Source organism: Trinickia diaoshuihuensis (genome assembly GCF_003390925.1).
GTDB classification, from domain to species: domain Bacteria; phylum Pseudomonadota; class Gammaproteobacteria; order Burkholderiales; family Burkholderiaceae; genus Trinickia; species Trinickia diaoshuihuensis.
The window spans coordinates 56,774-79,141 of record NZ_QUBS01000082.1; the positions used below are offsets into that span (position 1 = coordinate 56,774).

The 22,368-nt window shown below is 63.3% G+C and carries 26 protein-coding genes; 7 read left to right on the forward strand and 19 right to left on the reverse strand.

The annotated features are described in order from the left end of the window. Positions 1-6: 6 nt before the first annotated feature. Genes rfbD through rfbB form a run of 4 tightly spaced genes read right to left on the reverse strand, consistent with a single transcriptional unit; the run spans position 7 to position 3,453 of the window. On the reverse strand, positions 7-957 hold the full coding sequence (rfbD, locus tag DXT59_RS20590) for a dTDP-4-dehydrorhamnose reductase (RefSeq protein ID WP_420823406.1): 951 nt from the start codon (positions 955-957) through the stop codon (positions 7-9). Further along, positions 950-1,501, reverse strand: coding sequence for a dTDP-4-dehydrorhamnose 3,5-epimerase (rfbC, locus tag DXT59_RS20595; protein ID WP_116138727.1), 552 nt, complete (start codon positions 1,499-1,501; stop codon positions 950-952). Before rfbC ends, rfbD begins: the two co-directional genes overlap by 8 nt. After that, positions 1,498-2,379 (reverse strand): glucose-1-phosphate thymidylyltransferase RfbA, encoded by an 882-nt coding sequence (gene rfbA, locus DXT59_RS20600; protein ID WP_116138728.1) that lies wholly within the window; start codon positions 2,377-2,379, stop codon positions 1,498-1,500. The genes rfbC and rfbA overlap by 4 nt, the downstream gene beginning before the upstream one ends. Before the next feature lie 12 nt (positions 2,380-2,391). Beyond that, positions 2,392-3,453 (reverse strand): dTDP-glucose 4,6-dehydratase, encoded by a 1,062-nt coding sequence (gene rfbB / locus DXT59_RS20605; RefSeq protein WP_116138729.1) that lies wholly within the window; start codon positions 3,451-3,453, stop codon positions 2,392-2,394. A 110-nt stretch (positions 3,454-3,563) separates the two neighbouring features. Here rfbB and DXT59_RS20610 point away from each other — a divergent pair, with 110 nt between their 5' ends. After that, positions 3,564-4,418 carry a symmetrical bis(5'-nucleosyl)-tetraphosphatase gene (locus DXT59_RS20610; RefSeq protein ID WP_116138730.1) on the forward strand — a complete coding sequence of 285 codons (855 nt, stop codon included), beginning with the start codon at positions 3,564-3,566 and terminating at the stop codon, positions 4,416-4,418. A 90-nt stretch (positions 4,419-4,508) separates the two neighbouring features. Here DXT59_RS20610 and DXT59_RS20615 read toward each other — a convergent pair whose 3' ends face one another. From DXT59_RS20615 to DXT59_RS20650, 8 genes are all read right to left on the reverse strand, one after another. Next, on the reverse strand, positions 4,509-5,351 hold the full coding sequence (locus DXT59_RS20615; protein ID WP_116138731.1) for a lysophospholipid acyltransferase family protein: 843 nt from the start codon (positions 5,349-5,351) through the stop codon (positions 4,509-4,511). A 50-nt stretch (positions 5,352-5,401) separates the two neighbouring features. Continuing rightward, a complete protein-coding gene (locus tag DXT59_RS20620) occupies positions 5,402-6,679 on the reverse strand; it encodes a dihydroorotase (RefSeq protein ID WP_116138732.1) in 1,278 nt (425 codons plus the stop codon). A gap of 67 nt (positions 6,680-6,746) precedes the next feature. Continuing rightward, positions 6,747-7,778 carry an aspartate carbamoyltransferase catalytic subunit gene (locus tag DXT59_RS20625; RefSeq protein ID WP_116138733.1) on the reverse strand — a complete coding sequence of 344 codons (1,032 nt, stop codon included), beginning with the start codon at positions 7,776-7,778 and terminating at the stop codon, positions 6,747-6,749. Between the two features lie 83 nt (positions 7,779-7,861). Further along, on the reverse strand, positions 7,862-8,377 hold the full coding sequence (pyrR, locus tag DXT59_RS20630; RefSeq protein ID WP_116138734.1) for a bifunctional pyr operon transcriptional regulator/uracil phosphoribosyltransferase PyrR: 516 nt from the start codon (positions 8,375-8,377) through the stop codon (positions 7,862-7,864). Then, positions 8,377-8,799, reverse strand: a complete 423-nt coding sequence (gene ruvX, locus DXT59_RS20635) for a Holliday junction resolvase RuvX (protein WP_116138735.1) — start codon at positions 8,797-8,799, stop codon at positions 8,377-8,379. Before ruvX ends, pyrR begins: the two co-directional genes overlap by 1 nt. Next, positions 8,796-9,374, reverse strand: coding sequence for a YqgE/AlgH family protein (locus DXT59_RS20640; RefSeq protein ID WP_116138736.1), 579 nt, complete (start codon positions 9,372-9,374; stop codon positions 8,796-8,798). Before DXT59_RS20640 ends, ruvX begins: the two co-directional genes overlap by 4 nt. Positions 9,375-9,621: 247 nt before the next feature. Further along, positions 9,622-11,016, reverse strand: coding sequence for a hypothetical protein (locus tag DXT59_RS20645; RefSeq protein WP_116138737.1), 1,395 nt, complete (start codon positions 11,014-11,016; stop codon positions 9,622-9,624). Between the two features lie 58 nt (positions 11,017-11,074). Beyond that, entirely contained in the window at positions 11,075-11,245 is a 171-nt protein-coding gene (locus DXT59_RS20650; RefSeq protein WP_116138738.1) for a rubredoxin, read from the reverse strand. 241 nt (positions 11,246-11,486) lie between these two features. On the opposite strand from DXT59_RS20650, the gene DXT59_RS20655 reads away from it, so the two are divergent. After that, positions 11,487-12,353 (forward strand): hydroxymethylpyrimidine/phosphomethylpyrimidine kinase, encoded by an 867-nt coding sequence (locus tag DXT59_RS20655; protein ID WP_116138856.1) that lies wholly within the window; start codon positions 11,487-11,489, stop codon positions 12,351-12,353. Positions 12,354-12,475: 122 nt separating this feature from the next. Here DXT59_RS20655 and groL read toward each other — a convergent pair whose 3' ends face one another. Continuing rightward, entirely contained in the window at positions 12,476-14,116 is a 1,641-nt protein-coding gene (gene groL / locus DXT59_RS20660; RefSeq protein WP_116138739.1) for a chaperonin GroEL, read from the reverse strand. A gap of 44 nt (positions 14,117-14,160) precedes the next feature. Beyond that, on the reverse strand, positions 14,161-14,451 hold the full coding sequence (gene groES, locus DXT59_RS20665; RefSeq protein WP_116138740.1) for a co-chaperone GroES: 291 nt from the start codon (positions 14,449-14,451) through the stop codon (positions 14,161-14,163). 271 nt (positions 14,452-14,722) lie between these two features. Between groES and DXT59_RS20670 the strand changes: the two genes are divergently transcribed. Then, the gene (locus tag DXT59_RS20670) at positions 14,723-15,625 is read left to right on the forward strand and encodes an RHS repeat-associated core domain-containing protein (RefSeq protein WP_116138741.1); all 903 of its coding nucleotides are present in this window, start codon (positions 14,723-14,725) and stop codon (positions 15,623-15,625) included. A gap of 94 nt (positions 15,626-15,719) precedes the next feature. Here the strand turns inward: DXT59_RS20670 and DXT59_RS20675 are convergent, their stop codons facing one another. From DXT59_RS20675 to DXT59_RS20685, 4 genes are all read right to left on the reverse strand, one after another. Next, positions 15,720-16,562: a hypothetical protein gene (locus tag DXT59_RS20675; RefSeq protein WP_162878171.1), complete on the reverse strand. Its 843-nt coding sequence runs from the start codon at positions 16,560-16,562 to the stop codon at positions 15,720-15,722. A 334-nt stretch (positions 16,563-16,896) separates the two neighbouring features. Continuing rightward, complete coding sequence (locus DXT59_RS20680; RefSeq protein WP_162878172.1) at positions 16,897-17,775, reverse strand: hypothetical protein; 879 nt, start codon at positions 17,773-17,775, stop codon at positions 16,897-16,899. Between the two features lie 100 nt (positions 17,776-17,875). Further along, on the reverse strand, positions 17,876-18,145 hold the full coding sequence (locus tag DXT59_RS30735) for a hypothetical protein (RefSeq protein ID WP_162878162.1): 270 nt from the start codon (positions 18,143-18,145) through the stop codon (positions 17,876-17,878). A gap of 58 nt (positions 18,146-18,203) precedes the next feature. Beyond that, a complete protein-coding gene (locus DXT59_RS20685; protein WP_116138744.1) occupies positions 18,204-18,620 on the reverse strand; it encodes a MarR family winged helix-turn-helix transcriptional regulator in 417 nt (138 codons plus the stop codon). A gap of 196 nt (positions 18,621-18,816) precedes the next feature. Between DXT59_RS20685 and DXT59_RS20690 the strand changes: the two genes are divergently transcribed. Further along, the gene (locus DXT59_RS20690; protein ID WP_116138745.1) at positions 18,817-19,812 is read left to right on the forward strand and encodes an LLM class flavin-dependent oxidoreductase; all 996 of its coding nucleotides are present in this window, start codon (positions 18,817-18,819) and stop codon (positions 19,810-19,812) included. Positions 19,813-19,918: 106 nt separating this feature from the next. After that, positions 19,919-20,176, forward strand: coding sequence for a hypothetical protein (locus tag DXT59_RS30740; RefSeq protein ID WP_162878173.1), 258 nt, complete (start codon positions 19,919-19,921; stop codon positions 20,174-20,176). Between the two features lie 6 nt (positions 20,177-20,182). Here DXT59_RS30740 and DXT59_RS20700 read toward each other — a convergent pair whose 3' ends face one another. After that, complete coding sequence (locus tag DXT59_RS20700; protein ID WP_116138747.1) at positions 20,183-20,848, reverse strand: DUF2239 family protein; 666 nt, start codon at positions 20,846-20,848, stop codon at positions 20,183-20,185. A gap of 168 nt (positions 20,849-21,016) precedes the next feature. Between DXT59_RS20700 and DXT59_RS20705 the strand changes: the two genes are divergently transcribed. Together DXT59_RS20705 and DXT59_RS20710 are read left to right on the forward strand one after the other, a co-directional pair. Continuing rightward, the gene (locus tag DXT59_RS20705; protein WP_116138748.1) at positions 21,017-21,982 is read left to right on the forward strand and encodes a metallophosphoesterase family protein; all 966 of its coding nucleotides are present in this window, start codon (positions 21,017-21,019) and stop codon (positions 21,980-21,982) included. Continuing rightward, positions 21,979-22,368, forward strand: a complete 390-nt coding sequence (locus DXT59_RS20710; protein ID WP_116138749.1) for a cupredoxin domain-containing protein — start codon at positions 21,979-21,981, stop codon at positions 22,366-22,368. Before DXT59_RS20705 ends, DXT59_RS20710 begins: the two co-directional genes overlap by 4 nt.

Consider the following 22,368-nt stretch of genomic DNA (forward strand, 5'->3'; position numbering starts at 1 on the left):
GAGTGCTTAACCACTTGACGACACCCCGCCGGCGAGGCACAAGCTCAGCGCCTCCCGCCACTCCGGCGCGCGCAGCCCAAAAGTGCGAGCGAGCTTATCGTTGGATAACCGGGAATTGCTCGGGCGCGTGGCGGGTGTCGGATATGCCGATGCCGGAATCGCATGCACGGTAGGTTTCTTGGCGAGCCCAGCCAATTCGAAAATCGCCTCGGCAAACCCATGCCACGAGGTCTGGCCCGCAGCCGTCAGGTGGTAGACGCCTGAGCGCTCGCGCCACCAGTCGTTCCAGGGAGCATCGTCTTTGGCACCGGTGCCGATCGCTTGCGCCAGTACGTTGGCGGTCATCACGGCAATCGTGTTCGACCACGTCGGCGCGCCGATTTGATCGGCGACGACTCGAAGCTCCGGGCGCTCGCCGCCGAGCCGCAGCATCGTCAGCAAGAAGTTCTTGCCACGCGCCCCATACACCCAACTCGTACGAAAAATCAAATGCGCACCGCCGGCTGCGGAGATTGCCTGTTCGCCCGCCAGCTTGCTTCGCCCGTACGTGTTCTGCGGATTCGTTTCATCGTCCTCCACATAGGCGTTCGGCGCGCGGCCGTCGAATACGTAGTCGGTCGAATAATGGACTAACGGAGCGTGTATACGGGCGGCCTCCTCCGCAAGAATGCCGGGCGCCTGCGCGTTGATTCGCATCGCGGCATCGACGTCGGTTTCCGCCTGGTCCACGGCCGTGTAAGCCGCCGCATTGACGATGAGCGCGGGCCGGATCTCGCGAACCGCATCGCGCACCTTCGCGAGATCGGCCAAATCCAGTGCGGACCGATCGCATGCGACGACGCGCCCGAATCCTTGCAGGCTTCGCGCCAATTCAAATCCGACCTGGCCGTTCGCACCGGTCAGCAAGATCGTACGTGGCGCCCCCCGCATCGAACCATCGTCAAAATGCTCAGGCATAAGACTCGGCTTCCGAAAGCGATTTGCCCGCCGCGTCTTTGGCGGCAAGCGTCGGTTCAAAATCGATCGGCCAGACGATTCCGACGGCCAGATCGTTCCACAACAGACAGCGCTCGAACTCCGGATGCCAATAATCCGTGGTCTTATACAGAAACTGAGCTTCGTCCGATAAAACGACAAAACCGTGCGCGAACCCCGGCGGGATCCACATCTGCTTACGATTGTCCGCCGACAACACCGCGCCGGCCCATTGACCGAACGTGGGCGAGCTTCGCCGCATGTCCACCGCGACGTCGAACACTGCCCCTTCGACCACGCGCACGAGCTTTCCCTGGGCATGCTCGATTTGGTAATGCATGCCCCGCAGCACGCCTTTGACCGAGCGCGAATGATTGTCCTGCACGAACCGCACGCCCGGCTGCACTTGGGACTCGAATTCACGTGCATTGAAGCTTTCGAAAAAATAGCCGCGCGCATCGCCGAACACCTTCGGCTCGATCAGCTTGACTTCGCTCAGCGCCATCGGGGTCACTTGAATACTCATGCGATCTGGCTCTTTAAAATGCTTTGCAGGTACATCCCGTATCCGCTCTTGGCGAGCGGAGCAGCGAGCTTGGCGAGTTGCTCGGCATCGATCCACCCGCGACGCAGCGCGATTTCCTCGGGACACGCCACCATCAAGCCCTGACGCTTTTGCAGCGTGGCAATGAAGGTCGCCGCCTCGATGAGCGAATCATGCGTACCGGTGTCGAGCCATGCGTAGCCGCGGCCCATGATTTCGACACTCAGGGCGCCGTCGGCCAAGTAGCGCGAGTTGACGTCCGTGATTTCGAGTTCGCCGCGCGCGGACGGTTTGATTTCGGCGGCGACGTCGCATACGCGCTCGTCGTAGAAATAAAGCCCTGTCACCGCATAGCTCGAGCGCGGTTGCTCCGGCTTTTCCTCGATCGAGATCGCTCTGAATCCGGCGTCGAACTCGATGACGCCGTAGCGCTCGGGATCGTGCACGTGATAGGCGAAAACCGTCGCGCCCGAGTCGCGCGCATTCGCGCGTTCGAGCTGCCCGGCGAGGTCATGGCCGTAAAAGATGTTATCGCCGAGGATCAACGCGCTCGGATCGGCGCCGATAAACTCGCGGCCAATGATGAAGGCCTGCGCGAGCCCATCGGGCGACGGCTGTACCGCATACTGCAGATTCATCCCCCAGCGGCTGCCGTCGCCCAGCATCGCGGTAAAACGCGGCGTGTCCTGCGGCGTCGAGATGATCAAAACATCGCGAATGCCCGCCAACATCAACGTCGATAACGGGTAGTAGATCATCGGCTTGTCGTAGACGGGCAGCAACTGCTTCGACACGACATTGGTGATCGGATAAAGCCGGGTGCCTGAGCCCCCGGCCAAAATAATGCCTTTACGCGACATGGGGCGCTCTCCTCAGACGCGCTTCGTGTAATTGGTTTCGACCCACTTGCGGTACTCGCCCGACGCCACCTCGTCCACCCAAGGTTGATTCTCGAGGTACCAGCGCACGGTCTTCGCAAGTCCGGTCTCGAAGGTTTCCGCGGGCTTCCATCCAAGCTCACGCTCGAGCTTGCGCGCGTCGATCGCATAACGCCGATCATGCCCGGGACGATCCTTGACGAACGCGATCTGATCGCGATACGAACCTTGCGCCTTCGGCCGAGCCGCATCGAGCAGATCGCAGATCGTCTGGACCACCTCGATATTGGCTTTTTCGTTCCATCCGCCGATGTTATAGGTCTGCCCCGGCTCGCCGCGTGCCAGCACTTCGCGAATCGCACTGCAATGGTCGCTCACGTAGAGCCAATCGCGTACGTTCCTGCCGTCGCCATACACGGGCAGCGCCTTGCCGGCCAGCGCGTGGGCGATCATGAGCGGAATCAACTTCTCCGGAAATTGGTAGGGGCCGTAATTGTTCGAGCAGTTCGTCGTGAGCGTAGGCAGACCATAGGTATGGAAATACGCCCGCACGAGGTGATCCGAGCCCGCTTTAGTGGCCGAATAAGGACTGTTGGGGGCGTACGGCGTGGTTTCGCAGAACTGGGGATCGGCCGGCGAGAGCGAGCCGAAAACCTCGTCCGTCGAAACGTGCAGGAAGCGAAAGGCCGCTCGTGCGCTATCGTCGAGCGAGGCCCAGTACCTTCGCGCAGCCTCGAGCAGCACGAAGGTGCCTACGACGTTCGTCTGTACGAAGTCGGCCGGCCCGTGAATCGACCGATCGACGTGGCTCTCCGCGGCGAAGTGGACGACCGCGCGCGGACGGTGCGTCGAGAACAACGTGTCGAGCGCCGCGGCGTCGCAGATATCGACCCGAGCGAAGATGTGCCTGGGATCCGACTGCAGCGACTCGAGCGTGCGCAAATTGCCGGCATAAGTGAGCTTATCGACGTTCAGCACGGCTTCGTCTGAGCCGCGCAGCCAATCGAGCACGAAATTTGCGCCGATGAAACCGGCGCCGCCCGTTACGAGAATCATGAAGTTCCTATAGGATAAGCCTGGCCCGAAAAAGCATTCGCCATGCGGCCGCTTGGATGCCGCCAATTATACGGCGGCGCCGCCGCTCCTCGGCCTCGCTCCTCACATCGATGAACGATCACCTCTCTCGCGCTCCTCTCGCCTTCGGCGACCTCCAAGGCTGCCACGCGCCGCTGCGGCGTCTGCTCGACACGCTATCGCCTTCGCCAGATACGCCCCTGTGGTTCGCCGGCGACCTCATCAATCGCGGCCCCGATTCCCTGGCCACCCTGCGCGAAGTTGCCGGATTCGGCGACCGCGCGCGCGCCGTGCTCGGTAACCACGACCTGCATTTGCTCGCGGTTCACGCCGGGATTCGCAAGATGAAGGACAGCGACACGATCGCGGAAATCCTCAAGGCGCCCGATGCGCCGGCCCTGCTCGAGTGGCTGCGCCATCGCCCGTTCGCTCACCACGAAAACGGCGTGCTCATGGTTCACGCGGGCGTGCTGCCCCAATGGGACCTCACGCTGACGCTCGAACTCGCCGACGAGCTACAGCGAGCCTTGCGCGGCGCCGATTGGAAGAACGCGCTCGGCGAGCTGTACGGTAACGAACCGCGCCGCTGGTCACCCGATCTCAAACGAAAGGATCGGATGCGCGTCGCGTTCAACGCTTTCACCCGGATTCGCTTTTGTACGCCGGACGGAACGATGGAATTCGCGGCGAACGGCGGCCCTGCTTCCGCGCCGCCGCATCATCTGCCATGGTTCGATGTCCCGCAACGCCGCACCCAGGACGTTACGATCGTGTTCGGCCATTGGGCGGCGCTCGGACTCATGCTGCGCGACAATTTGATCGCGCTCGATTCGGGGTGCGTTTGGGGCAACCGGCTCTCGGCCGTCCGACTCGCGGCAGACCCGCGCGAGCGTACGGTCGCTCAGGTCGAGTGCGGCGAATGCGCGGGAGCCGGGCAGGGAGATTGATCCCGTGTACCGGACAGGGACTGGGACCTTGGTCTTCACCACGGACGGCGTATGCCCACGAGCGGAGGGTCGGCCGTTCAGGCCGCCCCATCATTGACGCGGCGTAAGTGCGCTCTCGATCGAAGGATCGTCGCCGATTTCTCGCTCGGATGCGGTTGTTACAGAGGGCTCGCGAGCTTCATCAAGCGCAGGCCCCATTCGTGCCTGCAACTCGCCCAACCCCGCCCCCACCGCCTCGCGCGCCGCCGCCGACAGCGCACGCCGGTCGCTCATCGGCTCGATCGTTTCACCCACATACAAATGCGCCGTGAACGGCCCGCCGCGCAGCACCGCATCGAGCGACTGCCCGAGCGAGAGGTCGTCGATATATGCCGGTACAGTCGATTGCCGGCCCTCGCTATCTTCGTACAGAAGACAAATCGGCTGCACCTTGCACTGCGCGGAAACGGCCGCCTGGAACAAATTCGCGTGAAACGGCAACAACTCGACACCGCTCGACGTCGTCCCTTCGGGAAACACGCACACCACGCCGCCCGACGAGATCCGTTCGACGATCTCGTGCATCGTGCGATGCGCATCGCGACGCTTCTCGCGATGGATGAAGATCGTACCCAGGCGGTGAGCAAGCCAACCGACGACAGGCCACTTTCTCACCTCCGCCTTCGAGACGAACGGCGTCGGACGCCATGCGTTGACGACGTAGATATCGAGCCAAGACACGTGGTTGCCCACGACGAGCGCACCGTGATCGACGCGCCTCTCGTCGTGATGGACGACAAGACGCATACCGGCGAGCCGGAGCATCTTGATGGACCAGGCCCGGTTGACTTCGAGCTTGCTCGCCTCCGACATGCGAGGAAAACGGACGGCGACGATCCACATCCCTCTGAGCAGGTGCAAAACGAGCCGGAGTTTGGCTAAAGCAAGTTTCATCGCGATCGGCGGTTCAGGATTCGTTCGGCGGATGCATCGCGCACCCGGCCCTAGGCTTGCTCGTACGCTACGTGCCCGGCGACGATCGTCGCGCGCACGCGGGCCGGCAACTCGTAGCCGAGGAACGGCGTGTTGTGCCCCTGGCTCTTGAGTGCGCGCGGCTCGACGCGCCAGTACGCATTGCGGTCGAACACGCAGACGTCCGCCGCCGCTCCTGTCTGCAACGTGCCAACCGGCAGCTTGAGGACCTTCGCCGGCTCGCACGTGATCCGGCTGAGGGCGCGCGCCAGCGGCAACTTCGCTTCATCGGCCCACTTGATCGTCAGCGACAGCAGCAATTCGAGCCCCGTGGCGCCGGGCGTAGCCTCGGCGAACGGCAGCAGCTTCTCGTCGTCGTCCACGGGCGTGTGGGCCGAACAGATGGCGTCGATCGTGCCGTCCGCGAGCCCGGCGCGAATCGCTTCGCGATCGCGCTGCGTGCGCAGCGGCGGATCGAGGCGGAATTGCGAGTCGAAGTAACCGATATCGACGTCGATCAAGTGAATATGATTCGCGCTGACATCGCAAGAAACCGCCAGCCCCTCCGCCTTCGCCTCGCGCACGAGCGCCACGCCCGCGGCCGAAGACAGATGCGACAAATGCACGCGCGCGCCCGTCGAGCGAATCAACTCGAAGATCGTATGCAAGGCGATCGTCTCGGCCGCGACCGAAACGCCCGATAAGCCCAAGCGCGAAGCGACGGCGCCGCTCGCCGCCACCCCGCCCTTGGCGAGATAAGCGTCTTGCGGACGCAGCCAAACCGTATAACCATGCGTGCTCGCATATTGCAGCGCGCGCAGCAGCACTTGCGTATCGACGATCGGTTCATCGGCCTGAGTAAAGCCGACGCAACCGGCTTCGGTCAATCCCACCATCTCGGTGATGACCGCGCCCTTCAGGCCGACCGTCAACGCGCCCAACGGATGCACGTTCGCCCGATTGAGCTTGCTCGCGCGAAACTTGAGCATCTCGACGAGACCGGGCTCGTCGAGCACCGGGTCGGTGTCGGGCGGACACGCCAGGGTGGTCACCCCGCCCGCCATGGCCGCCGCCATCTCGGAATCGAGCGTCGCTTTATGCTCGTAGCCGGGCTCGCGCAGGCGCGCCGACAAATCGACGAAGCCCGGCGCGACGCACAGCCCGTTCGCGTCGATCGTTTTGTCCGCCTTGAAATCGGCGGGCGCGGCGCCGATCGCGGCGATCTTGCCGTCGGCGATAAAAACGTCCGTCCGTTGCTCGGTGCCCGCTTGCGGGTCGATCACCGTGCCGCCTTGGATATGAATCTTCATGCGCTGCCTTTATTCTCTTTGACGTCGCTCGCTCATCGCCATCGCCGTGCGTCGCGACACTGCCCGTTCATTCGTTGTTGCCGGCGACGATGCTCATCACGGCCATGCGTACCGCGATTCCGAACGTCACTTGATTGAGAATCACCGATTGCGGGCCGTCGGCCACCTGCGAATCGATCTCCACGCCGCGGTTCATCGGCCCCGGATGCATGACGATCGCATCGGGCTTGGCACGCGCCAGCCGCTCGGGCGTGAGCCCCCAGCTCTTGAAATACTCCTGCGCCGACGGCAGCAACGCGCCGCTCATGCGCTCGTTTTGCAGGCGCAGCATGATGACGACGTCGACGTCCTTCAGCCCTTCGTCGAGGTTGTGATAGACGCGCACGCCCAACTCCTCGAGGCCGCCCGGCAACAGCGTGCGCGGACCGATCGCGCGGACCTCGGGCACGCCGAGCGTCGTCAGCGCGTGAATGTCGGAACGCGCCACGCGCGAGTGCAAGATGTCGCCGACGATCGCCACGCGCAGATTGGTGAAATCGCGCTTGTAGTGGCGAATCGTGTACATGTCGAGCAGACCTTGCGTGGGGTGCGCATGGCGGCCGTCGCCCGCATTGATCACGTGCACGTGCGGCGCGCAATGCTCGGCGATCAAATACGGCGCGCCGCTCGACGCGTGCCGCACGACGAACATATCGGCATGCATGGCCGACAAGTTGTTGATCGTATCGAGCAGCGACTCGCCCTTGCTCGTCGAAGACGCGTTGATGTTCAGATTGAGCACGTCGGCCGACAAACGCTTGGCCGCGATCTCGAACGTCGTGCGCGTGCGCGTGGAGTTTTCGAAGAAAAGGTTGAACACCGACTTGCCGCGCAGCAGCGGCACCTTCTTCACTTCGCGATCGGTCACGCTCACGAATTGCTCGGCGGTATCGAGGATGTGCGTGACGATCGAGCGCGGGAGCCCTTCGATCGTCAGCAAATGCTTGAGCTCGCCGTTTTTCGTGAGTTGCGGGTTGCCCTTGAGAAAGCCGTAGCGGAAACGCTCGGCGGGTGCGGACTCGCCGCCGTGATCGGCACGGCCCGGGGTGACGGTGTTCATGGTCGGTCTAATTCAAACAAGGGGGACGCGGCGCGCGACGGCTCTTGGGCCGCCGCGCCGCGCCGGAAAACAAGAGCGGCGGATCACTCGCCACGCGCTTCGGTGCGAAACGTGAATTGCGTTTCGCCTGCCCGCTCGAGCACGAGCGTAGTGTCGGCGGCCACTTCGGCATGGACGCCGACGAATCGCGCCTCGATCGGCATTTCACGGCCGCTGCGCTCGGCGAGCACGGCAAGCTCGATCGCAGCAGGACGGCCGTAGTCGTACAACTCGTTCACGGCCGCACGGACGGTACGTCCTGTATGCAAAACGTCGTCGACGAGGACGATGCGGCGGCCATCGACGTCGAACGGCAACGAGGTCGGGCTCGCTTGGCTGTGCAGTCCCTTTTTGGCGTAATCGTCGCGGTGCAGCGCCACGTTGACCACGCCGAAGAATTTCGCACCGAGATCGCGGGCCAGACGCTCGGCAAGCCATGCGCCACCACTGTGGATACCCGCGAGAACGGGACCGTCGGCGGCGCCGAACGATACGCCGTAGGCGTCGCGAATCTGGGCGAGGAGCGTCGCATAGGACGCTTCGGCATCAATGGAACTCATCAAGAAAGCCCGTCCAGGTACTGTTGAAGAATGATGCGTGCCGCCTCGGCATCGCGCATGTCGGCGACGCGCCCGCTTTCGCGCATATCGAGATCGGCCTCGACGGAACTGTAGCGCTCGTCCACCCATGCGACAGGCAGATTGAAACGCCCGTTCAACTGATTGCCGAAGCGTTTCGCAAGTTGCGTCATTTCGTGCGGCGTGCCGTCGGGATGACACGGCAGCCCGACCACGAGCGCGTCCGGCTTCCATTCGCCGATCAGCTTGGCCATCGCTTCGAAGCGGAACTCGCGATTGCGGTTCGGGACGACGACGAGCGCGCGCGCATGCCGCGTCAGCACGTTACCGATCGCTACCCCAATCCGCTTTTCTCCGTAGTCGAACGCAAGCAGCGTCGCCTCACGCCCAACGCCTTCGCTCATGCGTGACCCGCATCGCCCGAGAGCATGGATGGCGTCACGCCGAGCAACGCCAGCGCGGCTTCGAAACGTTGCTCGGCCGGCACGTCGAATACGATCTTGGGATCGGCTTCAACGGTCAGCCATCCGTTACGCGAGATTTCGTCTTCGAGTTGACCCGCGCCCCAGCCCGCATGGCCGAGCGTGAGCAGGAAACGCTGAGGACCCTTGCCGCTCGCCACCGCTTCGAGGACGTCTTTCGACGTCGTCATTTCGAGCCCGCCCGTCACGGCCATCGACGACGTATAGGCACTGCCCTCGACGGGCTCGTGCAAAACGAATCCGCGCTCCGTTTGGACGGGACCGCCGAAGTATACGGGGACGTGAAGAAGCGGCTCGATCTCGAGCTTCAGGTCGATGCGACTGAACAGCGATTCGAGATCGATATCGGTCGGCCGGTTGATGACGAGGCCGAGCGCACCGCGTTCGCTGTGATCGCAAAGGTAGACCACCGTCCCCGAAAACGTGGGATCCGCCATATTGGGCATGGCGATCAGGAACTGGTTGGTCAGGTTGATGCGATCGTTACTCTTAGGCATGGTTCGAATTTTAGCAAAGACAGTGCACGTTGGACGCCGCAAGTGAGCGCCGGCACGCAAGGGCGGCTTGCAAACCGCGAACGGCGCACGGTTCGCGCCCGCCCGCGGCGACCTTATGTTCCCCGCACTCTATCACGCATGTCCCGCTCGCCCGCGGCGGCTAGCCGTTCGGACAAGGAAGGGGCTCGCGGCGCTGCGTCCCGCCAACGAGACACGCAGATCGATAATTGGGGAAGTCTTGCAGCGCTTAAGAAATGGAAGACGATGGCGCCGGCGCCGCGGCCGGAACGGCGCGCTCGATCGCTTGCACGAGCAGCGCCAGCGGCACCGCCGAATCGGGCTGTGCAAAGCCGGCCGCGACGCGCAGCAACATCGCCCGCAACGCCTCTCCTGCCTGCTCCATCGGACGCCGCGCCGGGGCGAACGACGCCGCGCCTATGCGCGCCGCATAGGCTTGCCGGCGCCAAGCGAGCCCCAAGGCATCGGCCAGCAACGCCACATGACCGAGTCCCAATGCCTGGGCCGCGGCGCCGAGCCGGTAGGCGGCTTGCCCGGCATGCTCGGCGGCGGCCGCATCGGGTGTCGCGGCGGCAAACGCCGCGTCCGTGCCGACCGCGAGCGCGGCCATCGCGGCGTCGGCCGTCTGCAGAAAATCCTCGTAAGCGTAGACATTCACCGAGAGCGCGCCGAGGTCGCGCGCAACGGATCCGCCTGCCGCGGGAGCGCCCGCAGCCGTTGCCGCCTCGGCTTGCGCCGCGCTCGCCTCCCACGCCGCCTCGGACGCTTGCGTCGCCGCGACATGCCAATCGACCGTCAGTCCATAGTCGTGCAGAATCTGGACGGAATCGGCATCCTCCGCCGCCGCGCCGTATAGCGCGTAATCGCGCCATAACGAAGCGAGGGCCGCCCGGACGAACGATCGAGGCGCCAGTTGCACCCCTTGGCCTTGCTCGGCAAGCAAGAGATTGCATCGCGCATAAAAGCGCTTCGCGTCGGGATCGCCGGCTCGAGCCCGGCCGCTCACGCGCAACGCACGGGCACATGCGCCAGCCAAGCGCCACACGTCGTAGGTGTCGTCGCCGGCGAGTTCGGCGATGCACGCGTCGAGTTCGTCGAGCGCGGCGCTCACGCCCTCATGCTCCTTGAGCACCGGCAGCAGCGCTTGCTCGTACCGGGCACGCAACACGCGCAACGATGCCCCGGATGTCTCACGCAACGTCGCGGGCGCAATCGGCCGGCCGGTCAGCGCGAGATCCTCGAACGCGACGACATAGCCTTGCGTATGGCGCGCCACCTGGGCGTTCAGTTCGCGATAGTGAGAAAAAAGCGCCGGCGAGCAAGCCAGCTCGCGCAGATTGTGCCGCGTGAGCGCGGCATGGAAATCGGTCAGCGCCGCACGAAATCGCGGGAGAAATTCGTCGTTCGCGTAGGGAGAAACGAGTACGAGCGCATCGACGAAACGCTGCGAAGCCAACCAGCCGGCTTGGCGCAACGCCTGTGCGGCACGCAGCAACGGCCCGACCACCGCCAATTGCGCCTCGCTGGCCTGCCGGGCCTCCACCAATGCGGCTTCGGCCTCGGGCACCGCGCCACCGCGCGGATTGGGCAAGGCCTCGAGACTAGGCGAGTCGGCGATTGTCATGGCGTGGGAGCATGCGAAGCGGCCCGAGCCGCAAAGCTCGGGCCGCGCGAGCCGGAGGTCAGATCTGGACCATCTCGAAATCTTCCTTGCGCGCCCCGCATTCGGGGCACGTCCAATTGATCGGAACGTCTTCCCAGCGGGTACCTGGGGCAATGCCTTCTTCAGGCAGACCGGCCTCTTCGTCGTAGATCCAGCCACAAATCAGGCACATCCACTGTTTGTATTCCATTCTTGTATCGCGTTGAAAGATCCGTTGATCAAAGAGCCATGATGGTACCGTTTTTGGGGTGGCGATGGCTAGGAATCCGCGTATCGCGCCGGCCGCCTATCGTCGGGCGCCATTGCCTGTTCGCGGGTAAAGCCTGGGTTCGTTTCGTGCCATCGAAGCGCATTAGGCCGCATAATGAACCGACCGCGCAGGCGAGCCGGCCGGCTCGCCGCTCGCGGTTCAAAGACTGATGCCCTATTCCATGCAAAGCGCCGCCCCTCCGATCGTTCTAACCTTCGGCCTGTCCGACCCCACCGGCGGCTTCGGCTTGCAGGCCGACCTGCTCACGCTCGCCAGCATGGGTTGCCACGGCGTATCGGTACTTACGGGCTATACGGTACGCGATTCGGCTAGCTGCGACGAAGTGACGGGGCTCGACCCCGACGTCGTCGCCACCCAGGCGCGCATGCTGCTCGAGGACATGCCGATCGCCGCTTTCAAAGTCGGCGCGGCCACGCGCGCCGAAGTCGTCAGCGCGATCGCCGAGGTCGTGTCCGATTACGACGATATTCCGCTGATTCTGGCCCCCGACTTTACCGTCGACGACGAACACGTGTTGGCGGCCGACGAACTGCGCGAGTCGATCGCCGATCTGCTCGCGCCGCAAACAACGGTCCTCATCGCCGACCAATCGACGCTGATCGCGCTCGCCCAGCCGGACGGCGACGCGGACGCCCCCAGTTTGGACGGCGCCATCGCGCACTTGCTTTCGCAGGGCGCGGAGTACGTGCTTTCGACGCAAACGGGTACGCATCGGCTCGTCAATACGCTGTTCAGCGAGGAAGGTCAGCTCCGGCAGGATATGTGGGACCGTCCGCAACAACGGCTCATGGGCATCACGGATACGCTCGGTGCGGCGGTCGCCGCCTTGCTGGCAAATGGGCAGGAACCGGCCGAAGCGGTCCGCGAGGCGCAGGAATACCTCTATCAAGCGGTGCGGCAAGCATTCCGTCCCGGGATGGGCGCTTATATGCCCGATCGATTCTTCTGGGCACGCGACGACGAGGACACGCCCGCCCCGCTGCCGATCGGCGTGGACCCGACGCGGCATAAACCGTCGCGGGCTTAGCCCCGAACCGAGCGCCCATAAAAAAACCCGCAATCGCTTGCGGGTTCTTATCGGCTACGGACACGCCTTGCGGCGTGCCCGTTATGCGATTTCGACCGACGGCAGAAGCCGTCATGCCGAAATTACATGTCCATGCCCATGCCGCCCATGCCGCCGGGCATGCCGCCAGGCATCGGAGCATCCTTCTTCGGCAGTTCGGCAACCGCTGCATCCGTCGTCAGCAGCAGGCCGGCGACCGAAGCGGCGTTTTGCAGCGCCGTACGCGTCACCTTCGTCGGATCGACGACACCGGCTTCCACGAGGTCGCCGTATTCGCCGGTCGCGGCGTTGTAGCCGTGGTTGCCCTTGCCCGCGGCAACGGCTGCCACGACGACGCTGGCTTCTTCGCCGCCGTTCGTCACGATCTGACGCAGCGGCTCTTCCATCGCGCGCAGCACGATCTTGATGCCCGCGTCTTGGTCGGCGTTCGCGCCCTTCAGCGACGAGATCGCAGCGCGAGCGCGAATCAGCGCAACGCCGCCGCCAGGAACGATGCCTTCTTCAACGGCGGCACGGGTGGCGTGCAGCGCGTCTTCGACACGTGCCTTCTTTTCCTTCATTTCGACTTCGGTTGCCGCGCCCACCTTGATGACGGCCACGCCGCCAGCCAGCTTCGCGACACGCTCTTGCAGCTTTTCGCGGTCGTAGTCGGACGTCGCTTCTTCGATTTGCGTGCGGATTTGCTTCACACGCGCTTCGATGTTCTTCGCGTCGCCGGCGCCGTCGATGATCGTCGTGTTTTCCTTGCCCACTTCGATACGCTTGGCTTGACCGAGTTCTTGCAGCGTGGCCTTTTCCAGCGTCAGGCCCGTTTCCTCGGCGATCACTTGGCCGCCCGTCAGGATCGCGATGTCTTCGAGCATCGCCTTGCGACGATCGCCGAAGCCAGGCGCCTTGACCGCAACAGTCTTCAGGATGCCGCGGATGTTGTTGACCACGAGCGTCGCCAGGGCTTCGCCTTCGACGTCTTCAGCGATGATGAGCAGCGGACGGCCGGCCTTGGCCACTTGCTCGAGCACCGGCAGCAGATCGCGGATGTTCGAAACCTTCTTGTCGTGCAGCAGCACGAACGGGTTTTCGAGGACGGCGACTTGCTTGTCCGGGTTGTTGATGAAGTACGGCGACAGGTAGCCGCGGTCGAATTGCATCCCTTCGACGACTTCCAGTTCGTCGGCGAGCGACTTGCCGTCTTCGACGGTAATCACGCCTTCCTTACCGACCTTGTCCATCGCTTCGGCGATGCGATCGCCGATCGACGAGTCGCTGTTCGCCGAGATCGAGCCGACTTGCGCGATTTCCTTGCTCGTCGTGCAGGGCTTGCTGATCTTGCGCAGCTCTTCCACGGCGGCTTGCACGGCCTTGTCGATGCCGCGCTTCAGGTCCATCGGGTTCATGCCCGATGCGACGTACTTCATGCCTTCGCGGACGATCGACTGAGCCAGCACCGTAGCCGTCGTCGTACCGTCACCGGCGTTGTCGCTGGTCTTGGAAGCCACTTCCTTGACCATTTGCGCGCCCATGTTCTGGAGCTTGTCTTCGAGTTCGATTTCCTTGGCGACCGACACGCCATCCTTCGTGACCGTCGGGCCGCCGAAGCTGCGCTCGAGGACGACGTTGCGACCCTTCGGGCCCAACGTGACCTTCACTGCGTTCGCAAGGATGTTCACGCCTTCAACCATCTTGGCGCGAGCGCTGTCGCCGAATACGACGTCTTTAGCTGCCATCTTTCAACTCCTTGAATTCTTTAGAAATATCGACCTGACGGGATTTACTTCTGAACGACCGCCATGATGTCTTCTTCGCGCATCACCAGCAGTTCGTTGCCGTCGACCTTGACGGTCTGGCCGGCGTACTTGCCGAACAGGACGCGATCGCCGACCTTCACGTCGAGCGCGACTTGATCACCCTTATCGTTGCGCTTGCCCGGCCCGATCGCGAGCACTTCGCCTTGATCCGGCTTCTCGGCGGCGGCGTCAGGGATCACGATGCCCGAGGCAGTCTTGGTTTCCTGATCCAAACGCTTCACGATGACGCGATCGTGCAAAGGACGAAGGTTCATGCTTACTCCTCTCTGGTTTGAGACTGAAAAACGCTTAGGTTAAGGCCGCCTGCGGCGACCCGGACGAAACCTTTGTTAGCACTCATGTGCAGCGAGTGCTAATTATATGGACCGACTTTGGCAAATTCAAGAAGGGGTGCGAGGAGATTTTTTGGGGGGCATAGGGGACATAGCCGACGCGGCGGCGGTACCTCCACCTATCAACCTTTCCAGGGCCGGCGTTTTGCCGCACCGGTAATCTAGCCCTATTCCCCGGGCACGGAGCTCGAGCATGCACGCTCCCACATCAAGTGGTTTCACCGGCGCCTATGGCGATCCCGCCATCGGGGGATACCCGCTCGGAAACGGCTATCGGTGGTACCTGCCGTCCCTGATGCGGTTCAACGCGCCGGACGGCGAAAGCCCGTTCGACGCGGGCGGCTTGAATCCCTACGCGTACTGCGCTGCCGACCCCGTCAACCGCGCCGACCCGGATGGCCACGCTTGGAAGACAGTGTTGTCCGAGGAATCCGAACGCTTGGGAACGACGGCAACCGAGGCTGCGGATAGCGGCCCACGCAATCAATCGATCGGAGCCGCATCCGCTTCGTTAGCGGACAAACCGCTCGGCACGCGCGAGCGGCAACTCGCGAGCAGTGCGTTCCATCACTGGCATGGATTGGTCGAGACAAGCGTGGAGCGCATCGCGACGCTGAACGAGGTGCTGCCTTTGATGGGCAAACGAGTAAAAACGGTCGATGAATTCTTCGACCATTTCGAATCGGGCCGGGTGGTCGTCCAGGCGAACACCCGGCCCGGGATTGTCGAATCAGGGCACTCCGTCTTGTACTTCAACAAGGGACAGTATGAATTGATGCGAGATGCAGAAGGGTCGATCGACTCGGCCTACCAAGCCAAATACTCAAAAGGCGGATACCGCAACTACATATACAGCAGAATCCCGAGCAGCGCCGAGTACCCCCGGTACCGCTCCTTGCTTTCGGAAAAAGTACAGTACATGATTAACAAAAGGGTGCTCTTTGTATTGAACGAGAAATATTCCCCCCATTTTATGGCCGCATTCGAGGCTGAGCGACGGGCTTTTACCAAGCTACCGTACTCCTACGGGATGCGCTATAACTGCCATCGTTTTGTCTTTGAAATACTTCGGATATTGTACGACCTTGCCGATTGACGATTTGCCGCACCGGTGCGTCGTCCGTGGCCATCGCGCCAAACGTTCAAATACCTTCCGTCTTGCGCAAGCGACGACGCACCGATCGCGAACCCTACTGGATCTGCACTGCCGTAAACCAGCTACCTTGATTAGGCACAGTGGCGCTAGCCGTCACGTCGTCGACGAGATCGAGATGGACGTTCAAAAGCTGTCCGCCCGGAATCGTCGTCCCGCCACCCAGCGTCAAATGCACGTTGTGCTGGCGTACCGTCACGGTCGGGCTATTGACTCCACCCGCAACCGCTTCGTTGAGGACCGCGGTACCCGTCACGCCAACCGTCACCGGCAGGCCCAGCACCGTCACCGTCAGATTGCCCTGCACCGGCAACGTGTAGTTGCGCGGGATCGGCGTCGGCAACGTCACGCTCTGGCCTGCAATCGTCATTTGCCCGATGGTGCTGTTCGCCGCGCAATGAAGCGTCCGATCGCCGGTGTCCGCGGTACAGCTCAGTTGCCCCCGGACGTTGTTCGCCGACACGAGGCCTTGAGCCAGACTCACGGAAGAAGCTTGGGTTGAACCCGTCAATTGCGTCGTGTTCGGCGCATTGGCGTATTGCGCGATCGATTCCACTGACGAGACGTTCGCGGCATTGACCAACCCTAAGATCGACACGTTGAGGTTGCCGGCCGTCACATCGCTGGTTCCGGGCGAAGTTCGTTGCGCTTGATTGAGGCACCCGAGTGGGACCGTCGTATTCGATCCGGCGATCGTGACGGTCGCACTGCCGTTTGCCGCGCAGGCGGTCACGCTCGCTGTCCCCACCTGCGTGGCCTGCGCGAGAACGCTGGGTGCGGCAGCCAAGGCGAGCACGAAGAGCAATGCACTTGAACAACGTTTCATCCATCCCCGACCGAAGCAGCCATCGACGATCGATAATCCCGCAGGGAATTTCATATGCGTCTCCTAATTAAATGCGTAGGCGCAAGCGGGTCCAGCCCGCGCGCGACGCTAGGCGATAGATAATCGGGTTTACGAATTTGGTTAAACCGCTCAAACGAATGAGCCAACATTTTATAGGCACCGGCGCGGCTTTATTCAAGTCGATTCACGTGCCGCTCTATTCAAACAAGCATCGAGGCACTAGAACTGTTAAGCGGTCGTAAACACCAGTATTATTTTGAGTATCAATTACGCTGCCGCAAGGAAAAGGCGTGTTGTTATTACATGCGCGAGAAAAAACAGCAACCCCACTTTAGAAATATGCGTTTTGGTTTCGGATTCATGACGCTCATTTCGCCGGCCGGGCCCAACGCCAGCTCACCGCCGTCAAGCCCGCGAGCGCGGCGGCCTCCAATGAAAATTGGCCTACGCTTGCAAGAGCGGTCATGGCGGGTCCGGGTGCGTAGATCGCGTAAAGGAGCGACGCTAGAACATGCCGCTTTAACGCGAGAATCAGCAAGACGAACGCAGCCGTACGCCCCGGCGCGCCCCCAGGCAGCCGGTTCCAAACCAAAATCGCGCAAGCAAAGCAAAGAAAAACGGGTTCGATAAACGTCAGGTAGGCGGGAACCAGCACATCGATGCCGTAAGGGAGCGTGCACCAGCCGCCGTCAGGCATCCATCGCGCGGCTTGCGCGCGGATCGCCGCGTCGGCGGCCACCAGTGCCGGCCCGATGAAGTACGCCGATACGAGCGCAGCGGCCGCGGTGCCGCCAATGCGGACCGTCTTCGACCGGAACTGAGCGATACCGGCCGCGAAGCCGGCGGCGACGGCGTAAGCGGTAAAAGGCCGCAGGCTCGCGAGAAGCCCGATCAGCCAGCGTACGGGCGTATGCGTCGAACAATATCCGCTCATGAACGCCGCGCGCAGCGTCTCATTCAGGCCCGCGAGCAAGGCGAATAATGTCGCCAAGCAAAGCCAGGCAGAGCGCCCGTCCCATTGCGTCCGCAAAACGTCATACACCCAAATCGCCGCCCAAATCATGAGGGCGCCATTGAGCACGTCGGGCAGTTTCGTACGCAAGACCGCGCCCGGATAAGGCACGTGCAGCACCTGCAGCATGACGACATGCACGCTGAGCGACAGCACGCCCGTGGCGACCACGCCCAACGTCAATCGCCCCCACCGAACGCCTGTAAAACAGCCGCGCGTGGCATCCCTATTCATTCGCCCATCCCCTTAAGCCAGTGGTATCGGGCAGCGAATATCCTAGGAAGACGGCTCTCGCGCTATCGGAATCGACTGATTTCGTTTCCGGAGTCGCCGCTCATTCCGGCCTGAACAAATCCAATCCGGCGAACACGAGCACCGCGCTCAAGGCGATGACACCGACGCTGTGCCGCCCCAGATAGAGTGCCGCGGCCGCTAGCCAAGTCGAACCGAAAAACGCGGCGATACGCGTCATTTCGGACTTGAACCCGTTGCTCCCGCCCGTGTCGCCACCGCGGGCAGCCGAACTCCCTCGCATCCGCGTGTCGGGTCCGGGAGTACGAGCCCGCCTTGTTTGTCCATCGAACCCCAAGTCGGCGTCGGACATACTGTCACTCCTTCGTCAATTTAATTAGGGATGCAACTATTCGTGCGAAAAAAGCGGCTCACGTCAAAGCCGAGCGCACCGCGCGAATCCTAGACACGGTGTCCGCAAAAGCCGGACCGCCCATTTGCGCCTTCAACTTCGCGGTGACTTCGCCGCTCGCGTCGTTCAGTGCTTGCTTCAACTCCCGCGCCGCGGCCGTCGGAAAGATCGCTACTTCACGGCCATCCCCTGGCACACGCCGACGCTCGATATAACCGCGCGCCTCGAGACCGTCGAGCACCCGCGTCGCGGTCGGACGCGCGATAGACAATGCATCCGCAAGTTCGTGCTGCAGCAGGCCCGGGCGATCCAACACCGCCCGCAGCATGAAACCTTGCGGTGGCGTGACGCCGAAGGGCTCAAACGCCTCGGCCCATTCCCGCTCGAGCCGGCGCGCAAGCGCCGACGTATTGAAGTAAAGGCATTGATCGAACATATCCGCTATTTTACGGTAGATTCGTTAGCTATGCAACGACATGCCCCGATGGCTAGAAGCCCTTCCGGCCGCATGGCTTATTTGCCGTCGCCAGCACCGATAACCCGCGTTTGGCACAATCCCCGTTCCTATTGCTCTGCTACCGACGAAGGCGTATCGTGCCGCGCGCAGCCGCGCCTTCGCGGTCATCTCGACGATGATTCCGTTCTCGGTTCTCGATTTATCCCCCGTGCCGCTAGGCCAAACGCCGGCCGATGCCTTTCGCCATTCGCTCGACCTCGCCCAACACGCCGAGCGCTGGGGCTATCTGCGGTATTGGCTCGCCGAACATCACAACATGCCCGGTATCGCGAGTGCCGCGACCTCGGTCGTCATCGGCCACATCGCCGGCGGGACGAAAACGATCCGCGTCGGCTCGGGCGGCGTGATGCTGCCGAATCATGCGCCGCTCGTCATCGCCGAGCAGTTCGGCACGCTCGCCTCGCTGTACCCCGGCCGGATCGATCTGGGTCTCGGCCGCGCACCCGGCACCGATCAGACGACGGCCCGCGCGCTGCGCCGCGATCTGCACGAGAGCGCCGAGCGCTTTCCCGACGACGTCGTCGAGCTGCAGCGCTATTTCGCCGAGCCCACGAGCGGCCAACGCGTGCGCGCCGTGCCGGGCGCGGGCCTGAACGTCCCTATCTGGCTGCTCGGATCGTCGCTGTTCTCCGCCCAATTGGCCGCCGCACTCGGTCTGCCGTTCGCATTCGCGTCGCACTTCGCACCCGACCATCTGCTCACGGCACTGCATGTGTACCGCTCGCAATTCCGTCCATCGGCCGCGCTCGCGAAACCCTATGCGATGGTCGGCGTGAATTTGTTCGCGGCCGATACCGATGCCGAGGGCGAACGGCTCTTCACGTCGCTGCAACAACAATTCATCGCCCTGCGGCGCGGCACGCCCGGGCAGTTGCCGCCGCCCGTCGAGCAATTGAATGCGTCGGAGATCGAACTGGCGGGCGTGCGGCATTCCCTCGCTTGCGCGGCGGTGGGCAGTCCCGAGACGGTGCGCGCGGCGCTCGAATCGATCATCGCGCAGACGCAAGCCGACGAACTGATTCTCACCGGGCAAATCTACGATCACGCCGCGCGGCTGCGATCGTATGAAATCGGCGCGCAAGTGCGGGATGCGATGGCGGCCTCGGCCTAAGGACCGGCGGGCAGCCGAGCGGGTCCCTCGATTGCTGCTCGATCGGTTTAAGACGAGGCGGCGCCGCACGGGATTCCGGCCGGCTGCCGCTGTGTAGGAGTCGGCGATGAATTCGATGGAGCGAAACGCAAACCATGCGGCAATGACGGTCGCATTGACCGCTGTCTTTACCTGCGCGTGTCAAACCGCTTGGGCACAACCGCCGGCCACCAACGTCGGCGCCTCGATGGTTCAAGCGCCCCAAGCCCCGGCAAGCGGGGCAAACGCGCACAATCCCGACAACATGCCGATCAAACGCCCCGACAAGCCGACGCGCGACCCCATCGCCCGCCGCCCGCCCGCGAGCGACGCGCAACCGAAATAACCCCGGCTACGACTGCGAACCGGCTGCAGGCGTCGGTTGCGTCGCATCGCCGAACGCCAGCCAGCCCGCATGGCGCCGAATGTCCGCCGGCCACGCGGCGGACAATGCATCGAAGCCGGCCGCATCGTCGGCAAAAAGCGCGCGCGTCGCTTCTTCGAAGCCCGGGAGATCGCCCGCCATCGCAGAGATGAAGTGGTACGCCCGCTCCTGAGCCGCGCGCCGCTCGTCGCGCTGCGCATTCCTGCGGCGCGCTTCGTCCACGAGCTTGCGTAACGCCACGGAGGCGCCCCCCGGCTGCGCGCCGAGCCATTCCCAATGGCGCGGCAGCAGCGTCACTTCCCGTGCAACGACACCCAGCTTGGGGCGGCCTCGGCCGCGCGGCGCGGCGCCCTCTCCGGCACCCGCCACTTCGTCGCCGGTTGGCGCTCGCACCCCGAGCGGCTCGCAAGCGCCCGGCTCGCGGCTCAACCGTTCCCGCACTTGCTCGTCCGAGCCGCGCGTATCGACGTCGATCGAGCGGCCCGTCGCGTTATTGAACAACAGTACGGGCCCCGCCGCGCCCCGCGCAACGGCGTGCTTGCCCGCTAGCGCAACGGTGGGCAGCGTGCCCGACGACAAATGGCGGTGGCCGTCGAAAGCGGTGAACAAAGACGGTTCGGGGCGATGCGGCATTAGGCGCTCCTTCGGAAGCAATCGATCAACACCGCAAATATTACCCGGATAAAATATTAAACGCAACGGCCGGGAATATCCGCGCCCATCCTTCAGTACTGCTCTTCGAAGACCGAGCGGCCGCCGCGCGCTTGGCCCGCCCCCACCGTTAGCTCCGAGGAGACCACCATGAATCACGATGACGACCGCGACGAACGCGCGGCCATGAACCGCCGCCGGTTTCTCAAATGCATGGCTTGGGCCGGCACCGGCACGCTATGGACGATGCATGCCGGCGTCTTGCAGGCGCGCGCGCTAGGCGGCGAGGCCGACGCCGACACCGCCGCGGATGCGCTCAAAAACGCGAGCTTCAGCTTCGTCCAAATCAGCGATTCGCATATCGGTTTCACGAAAGCGCCGAATCCGGACGTCGCCGGTACGCTCAAAGCCGCCCTGGCTCGGATCGACGCACAACGCCTCCAGCCCGATTTCCTGCTCCACACGGGCGACCTCACGCATCTTTCTCGCCCCGATGAATTCGATACGGTCGATCAACTCGTGCGCGGCTCGAACACGCGGCGCGCTTTCTTCGTACCGGGCGAACACGACGTCATCGGCGACAACGGCCGCGCCTTCTTCGAGCGCTTCGGCGAAAAGCAAACGGACGGAGGCTGGTACAGCTTCGATCATCGCGGCGTGCACTTCGTCGCGCTCGTGAACGTCCTCAATCTGAAAGGCGGCGGTCTCGGCTGGCTCGGACCCGACCAACTCGCCTGGCTCAAGCAAGATTTGGCGTCGCGTTCATCGGAAACGCCCATCGTCGTCTTCGCGCACATGCCGCTCTGGTCGCTCTACCCCGCCTGGGGCTGGGGCACCGACGACGCGGGCGAAGCGCTCACGATGCTGCGCCGCTTCGGTTCGGTCACCGTCCTAAACGGCCATATCCATCAAATCCAGCAGAAGGTGGAAGGAAATGTCTCGTTCTATACGGCGCGCTCGACCGCCTATCCGCAGCCCGCACCGGGTGTGGGCCCGGGGCCCGGGCCGCTCAAGGAGGTGCCGCCGGGACAACTCGCCTCCTATCTGGGCGTACGCGAAGTGCGTCATGTCCAAGCGGGCCGCACGCTCGCACTGACGGAGGAGACCCTGTCATGAGCCGCTTCGCCACAGACCGCCGCACGCTCTTGCGCATCGTTCTCTTGCTTGCGGGTGCCGCGCTGACGCATGCACCCGCAGCCGTTGCGGCTTCGAACGGAACGGGCGACGCCGCGTCCGCGGGCAACGACGCCCACGCCTATCGCATCGAAATCCACGACTTCGCCTTCGCACCGAAGGAGTTGACGGTGCCGGCGGGCGCCCGCATCGTCTGGACCAATCGCGACGACGAACCGCATACGGTCGTGAGCGCGGCCGGCGCGTTCAAACCGTCGAAGGCGCTCGATACCGACGACTCGTTTTCGACCGTACTCGACAAACCGGGCACCTACGCCTATTTTTGCGGGATCCATCCGATGATGGTCGGCAAGATCGTCGTACGGTGA